The organism is Variovorax sp. OV084 (genome assembly GCF_900111625.1).
Classification (GTDB): Bacteria; Pseudomonadota; Gammaproteobacteria; order Burkholderiales; family Burkholderiaceae_C; genus Variovorax.
In genome coordinates this window covers 1-18,799 of sequence record NZ_FOII01000033.1, presented here as the reverse complement: position 1 = coordinate 18,799, position 18,799 = coordinate 1, and the positions used below count along the sequence as shown (strand labels likewise).

Annotated in this window: 18 protein-coding genes; 11 read left to right on the top strand and 7 right to left on the bottom strand. The window is 65.1% G+C overall.

Translation table 11 applies throughout. The features are described from left to right. Positions 1-60: 60 nt before the first annotated feature. The gene (locus tag BMW87_RS33520) at positions 61-987 is read left to right on the top strand and encodes a LysR family transcriptional regulator (RefSeq protein ID WP_093047998.1); all 927 of its coding nucleotides are present in this window, start codon (positions 61-63) and stop codon (positions 985-987) included. 43 nt (positions 988-1,030) lie between these two features. On the opposite strand, the gene BMW87_RS33515 is transcribed toward BMW87_RS33520, so the two are convergent. Beyond that, a complete protein-coding gene (locus tag BMW87_RS33515; protein ID WP_093082681.1) occupies positions 1,031-1,384 on the bottom strand; it encodes a nuclear transport factor 2 family protein in 354 nt (117 codons plus the stop codon). Positions 1,385-1,704: 320 nt separating this feature from the next. Here BMW87_RS33515 and BMW87_RS33510 point away from each other — a divergent pair, with 320 nt between their 5' ends. The 9 genes from BMW87_RS33510 to BMW87_RS33470 all read left to right on the top strand — a co-directional run bounded on the left by BMW87_RS33510 (position 1,705) and on the right by BMW87_RS33470 (position 8,187). Next, positions 1,705-2,250: a DUF2867 domain-containing protein gene (locus tag BMW87_RS33510; protein WP_093082678.1), complete on the top strand. Its 546-nt coding sequence runs from the start codon at positions 1,705-1,707 to the stop codon at positions 2,248-2,250. Positions 2,251-2,301: 51 nt separating this feature from the next. Next, entirely contained in the window at positions 2,302-2,754 is a 453-nt protein-coding gene (locus BMW87_RS33505) for a helix-turn-helix domain-containing protein (protein WP_093082676.1), read from the top strand. 11 nt (positions 2,755-2,765) lie between these two features. Beyond that, the gene (locus BMW87_RS33500) at positions 2,766-3,155 is read left to right on the top strand and encodes a VOC family protein (RefSeq protein WP_093048029.1); all 390 of its coding nucleotides are present in this window, start codon (positions 2,766-2,768) and stop codon (positions 3,153-3,155) included. Between the two features lie 143 nt (positions 3,156-3,298). After that, entirely contained in the window at positions 3,299-4,096 is a 798-nt protein-coding gene (locus BMW87_RS33495) for a (R)-mandelonitrile lyase (RefSeq protein ID WP_093082673.1), read from the top strand. 14 nt (positions 4,097-4,110) lie between these two features. After that, positions 4,111-4,962: an aldo/keto reductase gene (locus tag BMW87_RS33490; RefSeq protein ID WP_093082670.1), complete on the top strand. Its 852-nt coding sequence runs from the start codon at positions 4,111-4,113 to the stop codon at positions 4,960-4,962. A gap of 28 nt (positions 4,963-4,990) precedes the next feature. Then, the gene (locus BMW87_RS35270; RefSeq protein WP_177192911.1) at positions 4,991-5,317 is read left to right on the top strand and encodes an alpha/beta hydrolase family protein; all 327 of its coding nucleotides are present in this window, start codon (positions 4,991-4,993) and stop codon (positions 5,315-5,317) included. A 687-nt stretch (positions 5,318-6,004) separates the two neighbouring features. Continuing rightward, the gene (locus BMW87_RS33480; protein WP_093082667.1) at positions 6,005-7,054 is read left to right on the top strand and encodes a Bug family tripartite tricarboxylate transporter substrate binding protein; all 1,050 of its coding nucleotides are present in this window, start codon (positions 6,005-6,007) and stop codon (positions 7,052-7,054) included. A gap of 10 nt (positions 7,055-7,064) precedes the next feature. Beyond that, positions 7,065-7,451: a chorismate mutase family protein gene (locus BMW87_RS33475; RefSeq protein WP_093082664.1), complete on the top strand. Its 387-nt coding sequence runs from the start codon at positions 7,065-7,067 to the stop codon at positions 7,449-7,451. A 130-nt stretch (positions 7,452-7,581) separates the two neighbouring features. Then, complete coding sequence (locus tag BMW87_RS33470) at positions 7,582-8,187, top strand: hypothetical protein (RefSeq protein ID WP_143062657.1); 606 nt, start codon at positions 7,582-7,584, stop codon at positions 8,185-8,187. Between the two features lie 153 nt (positions 8,188-8,340). Here BMW87_RS33470 and BMW87_RS33465 read toward each other — a convergent pair whose 3' ends face one another. From BMW87_RS33465 to BMW87_RS33445, 5 genes are read right to left on the bottom strand one after another with little or no spacing between them, the layout of a single operon-like run. Then, positions 8,341-9,330 carry a UDP-glucuronic acid decarboxylase family protein gene (locus BMW87_RS33465; protein ID WP_093082659.1) on the bottom strand — a complete coding sequence of 330 codons (990 nt, stop codon included), beginning with the start codon at positions 9,328-9,330 and terminating at the stop codon, positions 8,341-8,343. A 20-nt stretch (positions 9,331-9,350) separates the two neighbouring features. Further along, positions 9,351-10,736 (bottom strand): UDP-glucose dehydrogenase family protein, encoded by a 1,386-nt coding sequence (locus tag BMW87_RS33460; protein WP_093082656.1) that lies wholly within the window; start codon positions 10,734-10,736, stop codon positions 9,351-9,353. 16 nt (positions 10,737-10,752) lie between these two features. Further along, complete coding sequence (locus BMW87_RS33455; protein ID WP_093082654.1) at positions 10,753-11,553, bottom strand: glycosyltransferase family 2 protein; 801 nt, start codon at positions 11,551-11,553, stop codon at positions 10,753-10,755. A gap of 47 nt (positions 11,554-11,600) precedes the next feature. Next, a complete protein-coding gene (locus BMW87_RS33450) occupies positions 11,601-12,509 on the bottom strand; it encodes a UbiA family prenyltransferase (RefSeq protein ID WP_093082651.1) in 909 nt (302 codons plus the stop codon). Continuing rightward, entirely contained in the window at positions 12,506-15,181 is a 2,676-nt protein-coding gene (locus BMW87_RS33445) for a hypothetical protein (RefSeq protein ID WP_093082649.1), read from the bottom strand. Before BMW87_RS33445 ends, BMW87_RS33450 begins: the two co-directional genes overlap by 4 nt. Positions 15,182-15,372: 191 nt before the next feature. Between BMW87_RS33445 and BMW87_RS33440 the strand changes: the two genes are divergently transcribed. After that, positions 15,373-18,027, top strand: coding sequence for a glycosyltransferase (locus BMW87_RS33440; protein ID WP_093082646.1), 2,655 nt, complete (start codon positions 15,373-15,375; stop codon positions 18,025-18,027). 338 nt (positions 18,028-18,365) lie between these two features. Here BMW87_RS33440 and BMW87_RS33435 read toward each other — a convergent pair whose 3' ends face one another. Continuing rightward, positions 18,366-18,704: a TraX family protein gene (locus BMW87_RS33435; protein WP_256217020.1), complete on the bottom strand. Its 339-nt coding sequence runs from the start codon at positions 18,702-18,704 to the stop codon at positions 18,366-18,368. Positions 18,705-18,799 lie beyond the last annotated feature (95 nt).

Genomic DNA, 18,799 nt, shown 5'->3' with positions numbered 1-18,799 from the left:
GCAGCTTGTTCCTGCATGCGGCGCCTGTCGAAACCATCGCAGCCGTGCTAGGTTTCGGGCATGCCAACAGATGCCGACCTGAACCTGCTGTTTGCGTTGAACGCACTTCTTTCCGAGGGCAGCGTCGCGAAAGCTGCCGAGCGCCTGGGTCTGAGCGAATCGGCCATGAGCCGGGCGCTCGCGCGATTGCGGGAATCGACCGGGGACGAGTTGCTCGTTCGCGCGGGTCGCGCAATGGTGCTCACGCCGCATGCGCTGGCACTGCGCGACCGCGTCAGGGAGTTGGTGCAAGAGTCACGCGCAGCGCTTCAGCCCGCCGGCGCGAGCATGGACCCTCGCACGCTCCAGCAACTGTTCACCATACGGGCCAACGACGGCTTCATCGAGGGCTTCGCGCATCGGCTCGTGGCTCGCACGGCGCACGAAGCGCCCGGCGTTCGCCTGCGCTTCGCGCCCAAGCCCGACAAGGACGTTCGTCCCCTGCGCGAGGGATTGATCGATCTGGATGTCGGCGTTCTCGGCGAGGCGGGCCCGGAGGTGCGCGTTCAGGCGCTCTACCGCGACCGCTTTGTCGCTGCGGTGCGCGAGGGCCATCCCCTGCTCGCCGAACCCGGGATCACTGCCGAGCGCTACGCCGCCTGCGACCATGTGGTCACTTCACGCCACGGCCGGACTGTAGGGCCGGTGGATGACGCTCTCGCAGCGATGGGCCTGGTGCGCAATACCGCAGTCGTCGTGCCCAGCTTCAGCACTGCCTTGTCGATAGCGGCCGCGACTGACCTGGTGGCGCTGATACCGTCTTCGTACTTCGAACACCTGAGGGCGCGGGGCACGCTGCGCTCGTTCCCGCTGCCGATGCCCACGGAGCAGATCACCGTGTCGCAGATGTGGCATCCGCGTCTTGACCGAGACCCCGCGCATCGGTGGCTGCGCGCAGTGGTGCTGGAGGTTTGCCGGCCGCTGAATGAGCAAACAGGAGCGGCGTGAGTTCGTGCTCCCGGCCAGAACCGGACACTCCATGAACGGCGGGTCAGGGCGTGGTGGAAGTCGCCGTGGTGGCTTGAGTCATCACGGTGGCCCATGCACCGTCGATGCGCTTCCAGACTTCCACTACCCATAGCCCGCCGCTGAAAAAGCGAGTGACTACAAGGTCTCCTTGCTGTTCGTGTTGCTCGCGTTCGCGTGGGACACAGGGCCGCTGCTTCTGCGTTTGAAGGTTGCCGATACGTTCGGCCCGAGACATGAACTGGCCGTTCTGCTGGACAGTCGTGAAGTCGCTTGCGGTGTACTTGCCCCACTGCGCCGAATCGACGGTATAGAAGGCTTCGTCTCGTGCACGCATGGCGGCTTGCAGGTCAGGAGGGAGCATGTTTGTGTCGGTCATGAGAGCACTGTAGCTTCCACAGTCGCCGCCGCGAATGCCGCGACGGGCAGGAGGCCGAGCTTTTCCACTTGTGCCCACTATGGAGTCCAGTGCGACCTGCCACGCATAAGATGCGAGGGTCGGGAGCGATTTCTCTTTGAGACGCTGGAGTCTTCCAATGACTACGATTGCCGAGAACACAGGTTTCGTCACGCTCATCAACGTATGCGTTCAAACCCTGTCACGTCTCCATCCCTTCCAGCGAGGGAGACGTGCAGCATCTGGCTTCGCCCTCCGTCGCCCGCCCCTCATGTCATCCGTTAGGCCTAGGAGCGCCATTCATGCCAAGCGAACTCACACTAGTAAAGCCGGTTGCTCTCCCCAGGCAGTCTGCCGTCGCTACTATTTATGAATCAACGAATCTCGCGGACGCATTTGCGGTTCAACTTCCCTTTGGCACCTCCAGCGATCCAGATGTCCTGTGGCGATTCCTTATTTCGCAGCAGCCATCCTGGATCGGATGGCTCACCAACGCCCGGGATGCAATCGTTGCGTGCTTTGGTCTGAAGACCGCCAAGCACCTCGCGACTCTCTCCAGCGAAGCCAACGCCGACCGCATTGGCATCTTCAAGGTCTATGCCAAAAGCGAAACCGAGATCGTCTTGGGCGAGGACGACAAGCACCTCGATTTCAGACTGTCGGTACTCCACACCCCCGACTTGTCTCCAACGCTCGGTGGCCAACTGACTGTCTCAACCGTCGTCCACTGCCACAACCTCCTGGGCCGAGCCTACATATTGGTTATCGCTCCTTTTCATCGCCAGGTTGTGAAAGCCAGTCTTCGTCGCGCCGCACATATCGGTTGGCCCAAGGCAGCCGCAAGATAGAGGCGTGCCAGCCGCAACGACAATGCAGGGCATCACGCGCCGCCACCCGCCATGATCTCGCCCGACCTTCTGAAACGAATGTGCGATGCCCGCCATCGCCTCCAGTTCGAACTGGAGCCGCCGGCAAGCGTGGCGCATCTGGCGCAAGAGGCTGGCTTGTCGACTTCGCATTTCATCACCCAGTTCAGCGCGCTCTTCGGCGAGACGCCCTTGCAATGCCGGACGCGCGCACGCCTGGACCGCGCGCGCGAAATGCTCCTTGCCACTGACGAGCCCGCCACGCAGATCGGCCTGGCGCTGGGCTTCGAGAACCCGGGGAGCTTTTCGCGCCTGTTCAGCAGGCGCTTCGGTGTGCCTCCACGGGCATACCGTCGGACGGCCAAGCTCATCGTTGCGCCTGCAGGGTGCATCGCGCTGATGAACCAGTCCCATGCGGGCGACCTCAATTTCGGCGAAGTCGTGCCGGGCCATGTCGGGCAGGATGGTGGCCTCACACCTCACTGATCCCATTCATCATGCGCATCAACCTCACGAGCATCTTCGTCGACGACCAGGACAAGGCCCTGGCCTTCTACACGCAGGTCCTCGGCTTCGTGAAGAGCCAGGAGATCCCGCTCGGGGCATACAAGTGGCTCTCGGTACGGTCTCCTGAGGGCGGCGACACGGAGCTTTCTCTGGAACCCAATGCCAACCCCGCGGCCCTCGCGTACCAGCAGGCGTTGATGAGCCAGGGGATCCCATCGACGGCCTTCGAGAGCGACAACCTCGAGGCAGACGTGAAGCGCCTGAAGGAGCACGGCGTGCGCTTCACCATGGACCCGATGGACAGCGGGGCGGTCAGGCTTGCGATCTTCGCGGATACGTGCGGCAACCTGATCCAGATCTACCAGCATCGCAAGAAATGAAGCTGGCTTGAAGCCGGGCGCGGTAGCGCCGATTGTCCGTTCCGGCTTGTCAATCCAACAAGCGTTTGCCGTCTATTCGGGTGTGGGTGCGGCTCCTAGACTGCGTGGATATTGCGTCCGCGCAGCCAACCTGGGAGAACCCGATGAAGCATTTCGCCGCAGCCGCGCTGGCCCTTTCGATGTTGCCGCCCGTGGCAGCCGCCGAGCCCGAGTTGCAGATTTCCCGGGCCGGCACACGCACGGCAAACAGTGCATCTGCACAGAATTTCACAGGCAGCGTGCGTGTCGAGATGCTCTACACGCCGGCCGGGCCTGAGCGCACGTCCGCCGGCTCGGTGAGCTTCGCCGCCGGTGCGCGCACTGCATGGCACACACATCCGCTGGGGCAGACCTTGATCGTCACCGCCGGCGTTGGCCGCGTGCAGTGCCTCGGCGGCCCGATCGAAGAGATCAAGGCCGGCGACGTCGTGCACATTCCGCCGGGCATGAAGCATTGGCATGGGGCCGCTCCCACCAGCGCGATGGCGCACATCGCCATCACGGAAGCTCTCGATGGCAAGGCGGTGGATTGGCTGGAGCAGGTCAGCGATGCGCAGTACGGCGCGTCGCAGGCTGCCGCGGCCGCCGGGCCGTCGCAGGCCCAGCGCCTGCTTGGCGACGTCGCTCCGAAGCTGGCACAGCTCACCGACGACGTGCTGTTCGGCGACGTGTGGGCGCGGCCGGGTCTTTCGCCGCGCGACCGGAGCCTGATTACCGTGAGCGCGCTCATCGCAATGAATCGGCCCGACCAGTTGCGCTCGCACATGTCCCGCGCGCTCGACAACGGTTTGTCCAAAGACGAGCTGGCCGAGGCACTGACGCACCTCGCCTTCTATGCCGGTTGGCCCAACGCGGTGACGGCAACCGGCGTTGCCCGCGAAGTGTTCGCGACGCGGCCTTGATGAAAGAACTCGATATGCAATACGTGACTTTGAACAATGGCGTGCGGATGCCGATCCTCGGCTTCGGCGTCTTCCAGATTGCCGACCCGGCGCAGTGCGAGCAAAGCGTGGTCAATGCCATCGAGGCCGGCTATCGCCTGATCGACACGGCAGCTTCGTACATGAACGAAGAGGCTGTCGGCAAGGGGCTGCGCCGCAGCGGCGTGGCGCGAGACCAGCTGTTCGTTACGACGAAGCTCTGGGTCGAGGACAACGGCTACGAGCGCACCCTGCTGGCCATCGACAAGTCGCTGCGCCGCCTCCAGCTCGACTACCTCGATCTGTACCTGATCCATCAGCCCTTCGGCGACGTTCACGGATCGTGGAGGGCGATGGAAGCAGCCCACAAGGCCGGCAAGCTCCGCACTATCGGCCTGAGCAACTTCCATCCCGACCGGCTGATGGACATCAAGGTTTTCAACGAAGTGGCGCCCGCGGTGAACCAGGTGGAAGTGAATCCCTTCCATCAGCAGACCGACAGCGCGACGTTCATGCACCACAACGGAGTGCAAGCCGAGGCGTGGGCACCGTTCGCCGAGGGCCGCAACAACCTGTTCGGCAACGAGGCCTTGCTGGACATCGGTGGAAAGTACGGCAAGTCGGTCGGGCAGGTCGTGCTGCGCTGGCTTGTTCAGCGCGGCATCGTGGTGCTCGCCAAGTCGGTGCGCAAGGAGCGGATGGCGGAGAACCTGAACATCTTTGACTTCCAGCTGGACGACTCGGACATGCTCCGCATCGCAGAACTCGAAACCGGCACGAGCAGCTTCTTCTCGCATCGCGATCCGGCAATCGTCAAGTGGATGAGCGAACGGCGGCTCGGCGTCTGAGATGCATTCCAGGCAGAACAATTCGCCAGTGACTGGCGTACTCATTGCCGCTGCACTGGCGCTCGCGACCTGCGTGGTGCCCGCCGTGCCCGCCCATGCGGCCGATGACAGAAACGCGCAGCCGGCTGCGCTGATGATCAAGGAACAGGGCAGCTTCGCCGTCGGCGGCACGGTGATCCGCAGCCCCGGCGCAGAGGGCCAGACTTTGCACGGCGACCATGCGCGTGTCTTCTATCAGGTGCCGCTCGACGCCCGCAAGCTTCTGCTCGTGATGTGGCATGGCTTCGGGCAGTTCGGCAAGACGTGGGAGACCACCGCCGATGGCCGGGAGGGCTACCAGACCATCTTCCTGTGACGCCGCTTCCCGGTCTACCTGGTCGACCAGCCCCGGCGCGGCGGTGCGGCGCGAAGCACGGTAGGCACGACCATCAGCGCGGCACCGGACGACCAGCGCTGGTTCAACATGTTCCGTTTGGGCCGCTGGCCGATTTCTTCGCGGACGCGCAGTTCTCGCGAGATCCTGAGGCGTTGAACCAATACGTCAGGCAGGTGGTTCCGGACACCGGGCCGTTCGACTCGAAGGTCGCGACCGATGCCGTTTCGGCGCTCTTCAACCGCGTGAGAGGCGGGTCCGCGACGAATATGACTTCCTAAGGTGCTGTATGAGCATTTCAGACAGCAAACCCGCGATCAGGGTGATCGGGGTGCAGACGTTGTTGACGGTCCTTCCTGTCCTGTCTGGCGAGTTGTATGTCGTCGGTGTCCTGCTTCATCGAGGCCGTCGTCCGACGGCGTGCTGATCGACTGCCTCCACAGCACGACGCCTCCAATCGATGCGAAGACGCGGCAGCGCACCGCTGACGCGCGACAACGATCTTGCATGACAAGCAAGTGCGACGAGCCGTGGCTTCGCCCCGCTCGTGGGCAAGGCGAGTCTTCGCAGCCTTGATGCCCCGCGGAGCTTTTTGCGCACCAGGCAGGAGTTGATTCGGCGCGTTGTGGACGCAAGACTTGGCTTTCAATTCTCGAATCAGGTTTTGCCATGTCACTCTTGGTTTTTCGAACGCATGCCGCTCGTCTGCTCTGTCTTTTCGGGGCGCTCGCCTGTATCGGTATTGCCTGCGCGCAGTCGTCAGGCGCGAATCGCCCCGGTCCCGGCCTGGCGGGTGCCCCGAGCGCCCATCCTGCCGGCCTGAACTGGCCGACGCGACCGCTGCGGCTGGTCGTCGGCTTCGGCGGCGGCTCGTCGCCGGACTTCGTGGCGCGCATCCTGGCCGCTCCCATGGCGAGGGCGCTGGGCCAGCCTGTGATCGTCGAGAACCATCCAGGCGCCAGCGGCAACATCGCGGCGGACATCGTCGCGAAGTCCACCGACAGACACACGATCGGCATCCTGATCAACGGCAATATGACGATCGCCAAGATCCTCAATCCGGCGACCTCCTACGACCCGCAGAAGGACCTGGTGCCGCTGAGCATCATCTGCACGGCGCCACTGGTGCTCGCCACAACGTCGGAGGTCTCGAAGGCCGATCCCCGCAGCTTCCTCGAGGCGGCGCGGGTCGCAGGAAGCAAGTGGAGCTATGGCACGCCTGGCATCGGCACGATCGGCCACCTCGGCATGGAGCTTTTCAAGGCCCGCACAGGCATTGGCGCCGTGCATGTGCCCTACCAGGGAAATCCGCAGGTCATCACGGGTCTGGTCGGAGGGCAGTTGCAACTGGCGCTCCTTCCGCCGGGCCTCGCCCAGGAGCAGGTCAAGGCCGGAAAGCTGCGCGCAATCGGCGTGACCTCGGCGCGCCGCTCCGAACTTGTGCCGGACTACCCGACCCTGCAGGAAGCGGGCCTCAAGGATTTCGAACTTGAGATCTGGACCGCCGCGGCGGCACCCGCCAGCCTACCGGCTCCCATCGTGCAGCGCTTGACCCAGGTTCTCTCGGACGTCACTCGTCTGCCCGAGGTGCAGCAGAAACTCTTCCAACATGGCTACGAGGCCGCCGGCATCTCGGGCGAGGCGCTGGTGCGCCGGGTGAAGGCCGACACGACCACGCTCACCGAGATCATCTCGAGCCAAGGCATCAAGCTCGAATAAGGAGATATCCATGAATTCAGAACAAGGGCGCCCGAGCGGGCGCCAGGAAACCGCGGCAGCGGTCCATGACACAACCCCAGTTGATGCCGGCAGCCGAGAAGACGCCCAACGGATCCTGGGGTCGCTGCGCGACGAACTCGACGGGTTGGACAGAACGCTGCTCGAGACCGTAAGGCGCAGGCTCGATTGCTGTTGCCGGATCGGACTGCACAAGCGCGACCATGCGATTCCGATGATGCAGCCCCATCGCATCGGCGTGGTTCAGGCGCGTGCAGCCGCCTTTGCCGCCGAGCACGGCCTGAGCCCGGCGTTCCTGCATGCCCTCTACGAACTGATCATCACGGAGACATGTCGGCTTGAGGATGAGATCATCGGTGCGCCCTCGACGTCTGCATGAGTCGCTCGTTTTGCGCTCGAGCAAGCGCGGGTTCCGGCTTTGCCGACGCTCGCGCATGCCGCGAACCCCATCAGATGGCCGTCGAGGCCGACCCACTGTCACCGTCATGCGGCACCGCCAAGGCGAACACATGCTGATCTTTTCAACGCTGGGCCACGAGGGCAGCAACCATCACTTCGTTCTCCAGCAGTACCTTGCTGCGCATGGCATTGCGCAAGCCTGCCGCATCGTGTTGTTCGACGACTTCCACAGCGGTGCACGCGCGCTGATCGCCGGGGAGGCGGATTACCTGCTTCAGTGCGCCGTGCATCCGACCGCGGCCGAGATCACGGGCACCTATCGCACGGCCATGGTGGTGGTCGACGCCTTCATTTCTCCCAGCCAGCCCATGGCGCTGGTGCGGTCCATGGCAAGCGGGCAGGGCGTTGGCAAGGTGGGCGTGCAGACTGCGACGCAGAGCTATGCCGACCTTTCCGCCTGGCCGATCATCGTCCACGAGCCGACGGTGCTTGCGGTCCAGTCCGGTCTGACAGAAGGACGCTACAGCGCGGGTATCGTCTTCACTTCCTTCGCGATGGCGCATGCAGAGCGCTTCGAGGTGGTCCAGTCCATCGGCACCGTCTGCGATGCATGGATCGTCTACGGACGCAAGGCCGTCGACGATGGCAGGGCCGTCGTCTGGGACGACAGTCCGGTCGCACGGCAGTTCCGGATGCGGATCAAGCGATCGTCGTAGTCAGGCGGAAGTTGAAGCCGTGGTCCCCTGTCGTGGCGGTGCGTAGCTCCGGTGCTGTGAGGCGCTGTTCATCAGTGCGGATGCTGATGCCGATGTGGGGCGAAGGATTCGAATCGAGGATTTGTGTCTGCGTGGCGGCGGCGTCCCCTCTATTCATCCGGATGTCGCAGCCACCTGCGGTGAGCCGTCGATCGACAGCAGGCCGTCGAGGTGCGCGATGGTCCTTCGCAGTCCTTCGGCGAGGCTCACGTGGGGCTGCCAGTCGAACATCTGCTCGGCCATGCTGACCTCGGGCCGCCGCTGCACCGGGTCGTCGCGCGGCAGCGGCGCGAAGGCGAGCTTCGACGAAGAGCCCGTGAGCTCGATGACCAGTTGGGCGAGATCGCGCACGGTGAATTCTTGCGGATTGCCGATGTTCACCGGCCCGGTGCCGCCCGGGGCGGCCTCCATGAATCGGTGCAGGCCGGCGACCATGTCGTCAACGAAGCAGAAGCTGCGCGTCTGCAGGCCTTTGCCGTAGATGGTGAGCGGCTCTCCGCGCAAGGCCTGCACGATGAAGTTCGACACCACGCGCCCGTCCTGCGGATGCATGCGCGGACCGTAGGTGTTGAAAATGCGCGCGACGCGGATGTCCACGCGATGCTGGCGGTGATAGTCGAAGAACAGCGACTCGGCGCAACGCTTCCCCTCGTCGTAGCAACTGCGCATGCCAACCGGGTTGACGTTGCCCCAGTAGCTCTCGGGCTGCGGATGCAAGCCGGGGTCGCCGTAGACCTCGCTGGTCGAGGCCTGCAGGATGCGCGCGCGTTCGCGTTGCGCAAGATCCAGCATGTGAAGCGCCCCCAGCACGCAGGTCTTCGTGGTCTGCACGGGGTCGCGCTGGTATTGCACGGGCGAGGCCGGACAGGCGAGGTTGTAGATCCGGTCGACCTCCACGTGCAGCGGCGCGGTCACATCGTGGCTCATCAGCTCGAAGCGCGGGTGGCCGAGCAGGTGTTCCACGTTGCGCCGGGCACCGGTGGAGAAATTGTCCACGCACAGGACGTCGTGGCCCTCGGCGAGCAGCAGCTCGCACAGATGGCTGCCGAGGAAGCCGGCTCCCCCGGTCACAAGAGTACGCCGCTGGGCGCTGTCGACACGCATGGGAGGGCCTTTCGGGTTCTTCACCGGCCTACGGCCCGGTAGTCGAACCCCCGGTCGCGGATCGCGGGGTCGTAGAGGTTGCGGCCGTCGAAGATCAGCGGCTGCCTGAGCGTCGTCTTCAGCGCGTCGAAGTCCGGGTGCTTGAATGTCTTCCAGTCGGTGAGGATCACCAGCGCATCGGCGTTGTCCGCAGCCTGCAGGGCATGGCCTGCAAAGCGCAGCCGGACCGCTTGGTTCGGCTGGCCGTCGAGGTCGCTCGCAAGCGCCTTGCGGGCCTCGGCGATGGCTACCGGATCGTGCGCGACCACCTCCGCACCGCGCCTGAGCAGCGCCTGGATGACGATGCGGCTCGGCGCCTCGCGCATGTCGTCGGTGCCGGGCTTGAAAGCCAGGCCCCAGATGGCGAAGCGGCGCCCGCGCAGGTCTTCGCCGAAGTGCCGCACGATCTTGCCGACCAGCACGAGCTTCTGCGCATCGTTGACCGCGTGCACGGCCTCCAGCACCTGCAGGCGCTGGCCGTGCGTGGCGGCCGTATGCACCAGCGCCTGTACGTCCTTCGGAAAACAGCTGCCGCCATAGCCGACGCCCGCCTGCAGGAAGCTGTCACCGATGCGCGGGTCGGCACCCACGCCGCGGCGCACCTGCTCGATATCCACGCCCACCTTCTCCGCCAGGTTCGCGAGCTCGTTCATGAAGCTGATGCGCGTGGCGAGCATCGCGTTGGCTGCGTACTTGGTGAACTCGGCCGACTCCACGTCCATGTGGATCGTGCGGTCGCGCTCACGGTTGAAGGGTGCATACAGGTGGCGCATGAGCTCGCGCGCGTATTGCCCCACTTCCCCTGGCTCGCTTCCGAGCACGATGCGATCGGGTTGCATGAAGTCGGCGATGCCCGTGCCCTGCTTGAGGAACTCGGGGTTCGAGACGATCGAGAGGTGAGGGCGCTGCGCCAGGTCGTCAGCAGCAGCGTCGCCGCCCGTGCGCCGGGTTGCGAGCTCTTCCTCGATGACGGCGCGCAGCCTGAGGCCCGTGCCGACCGGCACGGTGGACTTCGTCACAACCACCTTGGCTCCATGCATGTGGCGGCCGATGTTGCGGGCCGCGGCCAGCACCTGCTGGAGGTCGGCACGCCCATCTTCGCCGGCAGGCGTGCCGACAGCGATGAAGATCAACTCGCCGTGGTGCACGGCGCGCGCGATATCGGTCGTGAAGGCAAGGCGCGCGGCGCGCACGTTGCGCTCGATGAGTTGCGGCAGCCCTTCCTCATGGATCGGTACGTCGCCCGAGCGCAGCATCGCCACCTTGCGTTCGTCGACATCGAAGCAGACGACGTCGTTGCCGGTCTCTGCGAGGCAAGTGCCAGTGACAAGGCCGACATAGCCGGTACCGAGGACGGAGATTTTCATGGAATGGCGACAGCGATCAGGCCTTCGATTTCGCCGGCTGGGAGCAGATGCGAAACCACAGCAGGTACCACAGCGCCTTGAGTCCATCGCGCCAGTTGATCTTCTTGCCCTCTTCGAAACTGCGGCCGCGATAGCTCACGGGCACCTCGGCGATCTTCCAGCTGCCGGATCGCACGATCTGTGCGCTCATCTGGATCTCGCAGCCGAAGTCGGCGCAGGTCACATGCAGCGTGTCGTTCACCTCTTTCGTAAACATCTTGTAGCAGACCTCGATGTCGGAGAACCTCTTGCGATAGAGAACGCCGAAAAGGCTCGAGATCAGCCAGTTGGCCGATACCTGCGACAGGGAAATGAACTTCGCACTCCCGGTTCGCCGTCCTTCGAAGCGCGATCCGTACACCACATCGGCGACTTGGCGGTGCACGATCAGGTCGTACATGGCTACCCAATCGGCGGGGTCGTATTCGAGGTCCGCATCCTGGATGACGATGACGTCGCCGGTGACCGCGGCCAGGCCGGTTGCCACGCCTGCGCCCTTGCCCTGGTTGTGCGCGTGATAAAGCGCACGCACCGTGAGCCGCGAAGCCGCAGGCTCAAGGTTCCATGCCAGATTCCCGTCGCCGCCGATCGCCAGGTGCGAAGCCGTGCGCAGCCCCTGGGGCACATGGGTGTGGATCCATTCCCGGGTTCCATCGGTGGATCCGTCGTCCACCAGAAGGATCTCCTTGTCCACCTCGGGAAGCACGTTGGACACAGCAACGAGCACGCGAGGCAGCGTGTGGACTTCGTTGAGGACGGGAATGACGATGGAAAGCATGAGGCGTTGGATGAGGGGGGTGCGGGGTCTGGCGCCGGACGATGCGGTTACCAAGGCACAACGGTGGCCAGCATGGCCAGGCCGATGACCACGTGGATGTTCCTGTAGACGGTCTGCAGCCGGCGAACGCTCGCGTAGGTCAGGCCGTCGCGCAGAGCCTGCCACGCCGCGCCCAGGTGCAGGGCGTACAGCACGATGGCCAGCGACAGCACAAGGGGGACGAGCCCGCGCAACGCCATCACGGTCAGGGTGATGTAGGCCATGCTGAAGAGAAACAGGCCGGTGAGGAACGATGTTTTCTTGCCGAACGCGACGGCGTTCGTGCGGATGCCGTTTCGCAGGTCGCTGTCGTGGTCACGGGTCTCGTGGACCAGATGCCCTGCGGCAAAGACGAGCCCGAAGTAGCAACCGATGACCACGCCCTGCGGCGACAGGGGCGACAGCGCGAGGTACCCCAGCAGGAAGTGCAGCGTGCCGCCGACGACGTGCAGCAGGGAGTTCAGCATCGGCACGCCCTTGCCGTTGAGGCCCGGCAACGAATAGATCGCGCTCAGGAGCGCGATGAGCAGTGCGATGACGAACGGCGCTTGGCCGATCAGGGCGAAGACCAGCAACGCGAGCGCGAGCAGCGTCCATGCCAGGCGGCCCATCCTCGCGGCGTTTTCGCCCTTGGCCAGGTAGGTCCCGTCGGCGCGCATCGGATCCCGCTGGTCGCCATGCGTCCCCGCCCAGTCGTTGAGCACGAACACATGCGCCACGAGCAGGAGATTGCCGGCGATCAGCGCGGCAATCGTGAACAAGGTCGCGGCACGGAGGTCGGTCATCGCGAAGCACGCACCGATCACTGGCGCCCCCTGCAGCACGCAGACCTCGTCGAAGCGGATGCACGACAGCAGGCGCCACAGCGAGGCGGGGCGCCGATGGGCGAGGCCGGTCCTGGCCTCCGGCCGCGTCATGGAACGTTCCCTTGCTGGGCGCCGCCGGACGGCTCGGGCGGCAACTCCAGCCCCCTCGTGGAGTAGTAGAGCCGCAACCAGAGCGCATAGCCCACTTCCTGCGACCAGTAGAAGCGCCGCACGGAGGCGCTCATGTCGTTGTGATATAGCAATGGCGGATTGCCAGCCAGCGCGGCGAATTCATGGGATGCCAGGACCTGCAGCAGTCGCGTCGCTTCGGTTTTCTGCCCGGCGGTGGGCGCCGCGCTCTGCAGGTGCGTCACGAGCGTGGCGACCTGCGCCCATATTGCCTGCGCGGGAACTGCGGGTTGCAGGCGCGATGGCGGCACCTCCAGTGCACAGCCGGCACTGCGTAAATCCGCCAGCCTCAGGCTCATGACCGGCGGCGCACCGGCGTAGTAGACCCAAAGGCGGCCGTCGTCGGCGCGACGCATGACCGATGCGCACAGCGAGCGCGCTGCGGGCGGATCCTCCTGGGCGAGCAGCAGGTACAGGTGCATCTGGATGCCGATGTCCGCCGGATTCGAATCCGTTCCCGGATCGAGACATTGGTAGTCCGCGCGTGCTGCGAGCCAGGTGCGGTACAGGCCATCGTCGGTGCGAAAGCGCCGCATGATCTGCATCGCGGTCGCCAGCTTCGCGCGGTCGTCGCCCGGTGCCACGCGCCACACCAGCGCGGTGTCGTCCGAGTCCGGCGTGATCGCGCATCCGAGCACGCCGATGGTCGATGCATCGGGCCTGCCGTGATAGCGCACGAGGCCGTTGTCCTCGATCTGCCGCGCAAGGAAGCCGCGCGCGCGGGCCAGCATCTCCTCCATGTGCGCGACGTGCGCAATGGGCGCGGCGATGTCGAGCATGATCGCGTTGAGATAGGTGTTGAGTTCGGTCTGCGGCTGCTCGAAGCGCGTGCCGCTGGTGAACGCGGTGAGCCAGTAGCCCGGCGCCTGCTGGCCGGCGGCGATGCGCTCTACGGCCTGGCGCGATGCCCTGTCGAGGAACCGCGCCACGGCGTCGCCCATGCCCTTCGGCGCCAGATCGAAGGCCCGCTCCCGCAGCAGTCGCGCCTCGCCGCCGGGGTTGGCGCGTACGAGGACAGTCAGCGTGTGGCGTCCGGGCTTCAGTTCGCCCGCCGGCACGCGTAGGCGCCACCCGGCCGGACTCTTTTCGGCCAGCGTCCGGGCCACGTCAGGGCGCTCGAAGAAGTGGCTCGTGCCGCCCACCTCGCGCCCGTCGATCAGCACCGCGATGTCCCGGGGCGAGTTGAAATCGACGAGCGCCCATCCGGCCACATCGAGTTGCCGCTCCAGGCGATCGCCCGTTGCCGCGTCATGCACGACCACGTCGAGCGTCTCGATCAGATCTACATTGCCGCGCAGATCCATGAAGAGATCGGCCGGCACGCGCGGGTGCGACAACTCCGCCACGAAGGCCGCGTTGCGCACGTCCCACATGGGTCGCATCCTGTCGTCGGTCTTCATCGTCAATACCGCCGTGTCGACGGCGCCGGTGTACCAGAAGGCCCCGATCACCTGGATGGCGATGGACACGACGCACGCCGCGGCGAACAACACGCGCGCGTTGCGCGACAAGCGCGCCACGATGGGCGGCAGCATCCACACGAGCAGCGGCACGATGTCCGTGAGCCAGCGCGGGCCCCAGGCGATGCCTTGCCGCCAGTCGACCATCGCATAGCCGATGACCTGCACGACGATGGCCACGCACAACGCCAGCGTCAGGCCGCGTGCGTCGCGATCACGGAGCGCAAGAATCAGCAGGCAGGGTACAAAAAGCAGAAAGGGCGAAAAGACGAACAGCCCGCGCGTCGGGCTGAACAGCAGGCCGGCGATGCCCTCGAGGGTGTTGTCGTTGAAATCGCTGGGGTGCACGGTCAGGGCATAGGCACCGGCCACGTGGCCGACCGTCCCAAGGTTGTAGGCCAGCGTGAGGAGGACCGGCGCGACGCCAGCCGCGATCAACCAGCCCCATCGCTTTCCCGCCCACCGCAGTCCGCACAGGCCGAGCGCAGCGGCCAGGATCGCGTCGGGCGGTCGATTCGCCGCAATTAGCGCGCACAGGAAACCGGCCATCGCCACGCGCGCCGGCGTCGCCTGCCCGGTGATCAGCCACATCGTCGCGAGGATGAGCAACTGCGCCAGGCCGTGCATCCACAACGCCTGGCTGCTGATCACCCATGCGGTGGTGCCGAACGCGAAGACAAGACTGAGCACGGATGCAGTGCGCGCATCGCAGCGCCGGCGCAGCAACAAGTACATCAAAGCGACCGATGCCGCCGCGATCAGAGAGGCACATATCTTCTCCATGATGCGGGCCACCTTGTCGACGACGTGCGGGTCCCAGTTGATCGTGTCGAGGTAGTGCACCGCCGGCAGGTACAGCGGCGCGACGACCAGCGGTACGACGACGGGATATTTGGAGACAAGATGCCCGTTGCGCCCGCGCTGGATCCAGAACGCCGTGCCGTCGTCGCCTGCTGAGGGGGCGGAGCGCCCCAGCGCGACGGCGCCAACGATCGGGTCGAGCAATACGGTGTGATGACGCAGAATCGAGAACGGCAGGTAGCGCGCCGCGAAGGTGTCGGCGGCGGAGATCAGGCGGCCGTTGGCGTTGTAGATCAGAAACGCGGCGATCGCGAGCACCAGAGCGATCGCCACGTCATGAAGAGGAAACCTCGCCCGCGGTCGTTGTTCTGTGCTGCTGCTTGGCCGTCCGGGTTCGTTTCCGCTCATCGCCATGCTTTCTGGATGCCAACTCCGCACGCCGTTGGCGGTTCTGCTGCCGGGCGGGATTATGCCTTTGCAAACTATAGTAACAAGGTCTCGCCGCCTCGCGGCCGGAGTTTTCAATGCTGCGCCGCCATTCTCTCGATCGGTATCCCACGTCCACCGATCTCGCCGTCTTCACCATCTGCGCAAGCAACTATCTCGCCCACGCCTGCGTGCTGGGCGCCTCGTTGCGCAAGCACCAACCAGGGACCACGCTGGTCGTTTTCCTGCTCGACGAGCCGCCCGAAGGCACAGAGCTGCCGGAACACGTGACCCTTCTCGCGGCCGAAGTGGCTTTCGAGCGCAGGGAATGGAACCATCGACGCAGCCACTACAGCCTGCTGGAGTTCGCCACTAGCGTGAAGCCGGCCTGCTTCCGCTATCTGCTCGACCAGGGCATGCAGCGTGTGGTCTATCTCGACCCGGACATTCAGGTGTTCCAGCGGATCGATCAGCTCTGGCAGGGCGATGGGAACGATGCCGAGCTCGTGCTCACGCCGCATGCCTTGTCGCCGCTGCCGGACGACGGATGCCTGCCAGACGATCTCGTCATCCTGCGTGCCGGCCTGTACAACCTCGGTTTTGCGGCGCTGCGAGACACACCGCGTGTGCGCTTCCTGCTGCAGTGGTGGGACCACAAGCTACGCACACTGTGCCTCGAGGACGTGCATACGGGCGTGTTCACGGACCAGAAATGGATGGACTACGCACCGCTGCTGGTGCCGGGTACGACCGTGCTGCGGCACATGGGCTTCAACGCCGCCTATTGGAATCTTCACGAGCGCGCCCCGTACTGGCTGGACGGCCGCTGGCGAATGCAAGGCCAGGCGGGCGATGTCCAGGATCTGGTCTTCTTTCATTTCAGCGGCTTCAACCCCGATTTGAAGCAACTCTCGCGCTACGAGAGCCGCTTCGGCTGGGACCTGCCCGGCGACGCGCGACGCCTGTTCGGCGAGTATGCGCAGTCGCTGCTGGACGCCGGCATTCACGAATTCCGCGCGCTCGGCCTTCCGCAGGTCACCTTTGCCGATGGCACCGGCTGGGACCGGGTATGCCGTGCGGTGTACCGTCAGTCGCTCGCGGAAGGTGTGGGCCTGGGTGACCCGCTGGAAGACCCAGCGTTCTTTCATTGGGCGGCAGGCGAGGCGCCGGGCGATCACCTGACGCGGTACCTGCGGGCGGTGCTGTGCATGCGCGGCGATCTCGTGAGCACCTTCGCCGATGGCCGAGACGCAGTGGGCCTGATGGCCTGGATGCGAACCTCGGGCGTGCGCGAGCTGGGCCTAGATCGCAAGCTCGTGGAACGCCTGGGCATGACCGGCAAGGCCCATCGCACAAGCGTGAACTATGTCGGCTACCTCTGCGCACATCTGGGCGTCGGGGAGGCCGCGCGCAACAGCGTCGCGGGTCTGGATGCGGCAGGCGTCGCGGTCCATTGCCACGACATCTCGTTCGACGCGTCGGCTCCAACGGGCAGGTACACCCTTCCGGCCCCGCGCTGGGCCGCTGGCGCGCCCACAGCGACCATCCTGGGCTGCAATGCGGACATGCTGCCCGACGTGCTGTCGAAACTCCCGCCGGAGCTTCTCACCCCCTATCGCATCGGCTGCTGGTATTGGGAAACGCCCGACTTCCCCGACGAATGGGCGGATCGTTTCGACCTGGTCGACGAGATCTGGGTCGGCACGCAATTCATTGCCGATGCCATCCGGCGCAAAACGAACCTACCCGTCAACGTGATGCCACCGATGGTGATGCCTCCACCTGTCCTGCGAGACCGCGCATGGCTTGCGACCGTGCTGCCGGAGGCCACGCACGACGAGTTCGTGTTCCTGTTCCAGTTCGATGTGGCCTCCGTCCCGTTCCGCAAGAATCCCGAGGGGGTGGTGGCTGCGTTCATCAACGCGTTCCAGTCGTCCGACGCCGTGCGCTTGATCGTCAAGGCGCTCAATGCGCAGGCGGCGCCGGCGCTGATGCAGTCGCTGCGCGATGCGGGCGCGGGCCACCGCGTGTCGTTCCTTACCGATGCGATGGAAAGCGACGATCGCTTTCGCCTGCTGGCGTCCGCAGACAGTTTCGTCTCGCTGCACCGTGCCGAGGGCTTTGGCCTCTCGATTGCAGAGGCGATGGCCTATGGCCTGCCTGTCGTTGCGACGGGCTGGAGCGGCAACGTCGACTTCACGCATGCCGGCAACGCCGCGCTGGTGCCCTTCGACCTCGTTCGCAGCAATGTCGCAAACGGGCCCTATCCGGCCGGCACGCTCTGGGCAGAGCCAAGGCTTGACGCCGCTGCCAGACTGATGCGGCGTGTGTGGTTGGACCTGGCATGGCGCGCACAGATCGCGCAGGCCGGCCAGGAGACCGTGGTCTCGACTCTTTCTGCCGGCGTCGTCGGCCCTGCCATGCGAGAGCGCCTCGATCAGGTCGCCGGTCTGCGCCGAGGCCAGGCCGCTCCTCGGCAACAACCGGCGACCGAGCGCGCCGCGCGAGCACCAGCCCCGCGCGGCACGCCGCTCTTCGTCAGGGTGCTGCGCGACATGCTGCGCTATCCCGGCTATTACTTTGTGCGGCTGCCGCGCGTGCCCTTGCTGCTGTGGCGCCATGGCATTTCCGGCGTGATGGCGAGGGCCGAACTGGTCGCCAGCACGGCCGTGGACGTCAAGGGCCAGTACTTCGTCACACGCATGTTCACGCGGCTGCGCAAGCGAATCCTGCGCTGGCGATACGGCGGTTGACGCGCGCTAGCTGTTACGGCACTGTAGGTGGGCGAGCTGAAACACCTCTCAACTCGGTCGGTATCCCCCATTGATGATCAAACACTGGTGCTGAATGCCGCCTCCCCGAACCGCCTCATCGTTGGCGCGAAAGTAGGCTTGCGAACAATTGCGCAGACCCACCGCTCGCACGGTATTGCTCGATGAACGCGGCTGCTGGGGCGCCACTTGACACCATGATGATTGCCTGCGGCGAATCATCATGGTGGCGCAAGCGCGCTTGATTTGCCGGGCTGACATGCAACATCGCCCGAAAGCTCGGCAGTCACTTGCGAAGGCTTGCCACAGGTTCTTTCCAGTCATGCGGGTCTCAGCACCACAGCAATCAGTGACAGATGCGCAGGGTAGTAGGCGTAGAAGACCCATCGACAGCGGCGCAACGGAATGTCGACATGCCGGGCGCCCAAGATCAAGGGCAGGGCGGCCAGCGCGGAAAAGTTGCCGTTGACGATTGCGAGCGAGGCTGTCGCCAGGGCCCACAAGAGCAACGTGACCCCATCGGGACGGCGTGCGAACCCCCAGGCACCGAGACAGCAGAGCAGTGCGGGCCACCAGAACTCCACCAGCGCACCTCCTATGAGGAAGGCGATCAATGCCGCGACGCGCGCCACCGCGCCGCCGCGTTCGAGGATCCACACTGTTAGTGCCGATGCAATCTTGACCAGCTAAACCGCAAAGTGCCGATCCAATATTGACCAGGGTGTTCCACTGACCTGCTGAGAATTTCAGCAGG

Coding starts and splice junctions, on each gene's coding strand:
- BMW87_RS33520 (WP_093047998.1), top strand. CDS start 61: ATGCCAACAGATGCCGACCTGAACCTGCTGTTTGCGTTGAACGCACTT.
- BMW87_RS33515 (WP_093082681.1), bottom strand. CDS start 1,384: ATGACCGACACAAACATGCTCCCTCCTGACCTGCAAGCCGCCATGCGT.
- BMW87_RS33510 (WP_093082678.1), top strand. CDS start 1,705: ATGCCAAGCGAACTCACACTAGTAAAGCCGGTTGCTCTCCCCAGGCAG.
- BMW87_RS33505 (WP_093082676.1), top strand. CDS start 2,302: ATGATCTCGCCCGACCTTCTGAAACGAATGTGCGATGCCCGCCATCGC.
- BMW87_RS33500 (WP_093048029.1), top strand. CDS start 2,766: ATGCGCATCAACCTCACGAGCATCTTCGTCGACGACCAGGACAAGGCC.
- BMW87_RS33495 (WP_093082673.1), top strand. CDS start 3,299: ATGAAGCATTTCGCCGCAGCCGCGCTGGCCCTTTCGATGTTGCCGCCC.
- BMW87_RS33490 (WP_093082670.1), top strand. CDS start 4,111: ATGCAATACGTGACTTTGAACAATGGCGTGCGGATGCCGATCCTCGGC.
- BMW87_RS33480 (WP_093082667.1), top strand. CDS start 6,005: ATGTCACTCTTGGTTTTTCGAACGCATGCCGCTCGTCTGCTCTGTCTT.
- BMW87_RS33475 (WP_093082664.1), top strand. CDS start 7,065: ATGAATTCAGAACAAGGGCGCCCGAGCGGGCGCCAGGAAACCGCGGCA.
- BMW87_RS33470 (WP_143062657.1), top strand. CDS start 7,582: ATGCTGATCTTTTCAACGCTGGGCCACGAGGGCAGCAACCATCACTTC.
- BMW87_RS33465 (WP_093082659.1), bottom strand. CDS start 9,330: ATGCGTGTCGACAGCGCCCAGCGGCGTACTCTTGTGACCGGGGGAGCC.
- BMW87_RS33460 (WP_093082656.1), bottom strand. CDS start 10,736: ATGAAAATCTCCGTCCTCGGTACCGGCTATGTCGGCCTTGTCACTGGC.
- BMW87_RS33455 (WP_093082654.1), bottom strand. CDS start 11,553: ATGCTTTCCATCGTCATTCCCGTCCTCAACGAAGTCCACACGCTGCCT.
- BMW87_RS33450 (WP_093082651.1), bottom strand. CDS start 12,509: ATGACGCGGCCGGAGGCCAGGACCGGCCTCGCCCATCGGCGCCCCGCC.
- BMW87_RS33440 (WP_093082646.1), top strand. CDS start 15,373: ATGCTGCGCCGCCATTCTCTCGATCGGTATCCCACGTCCACCGATCTC.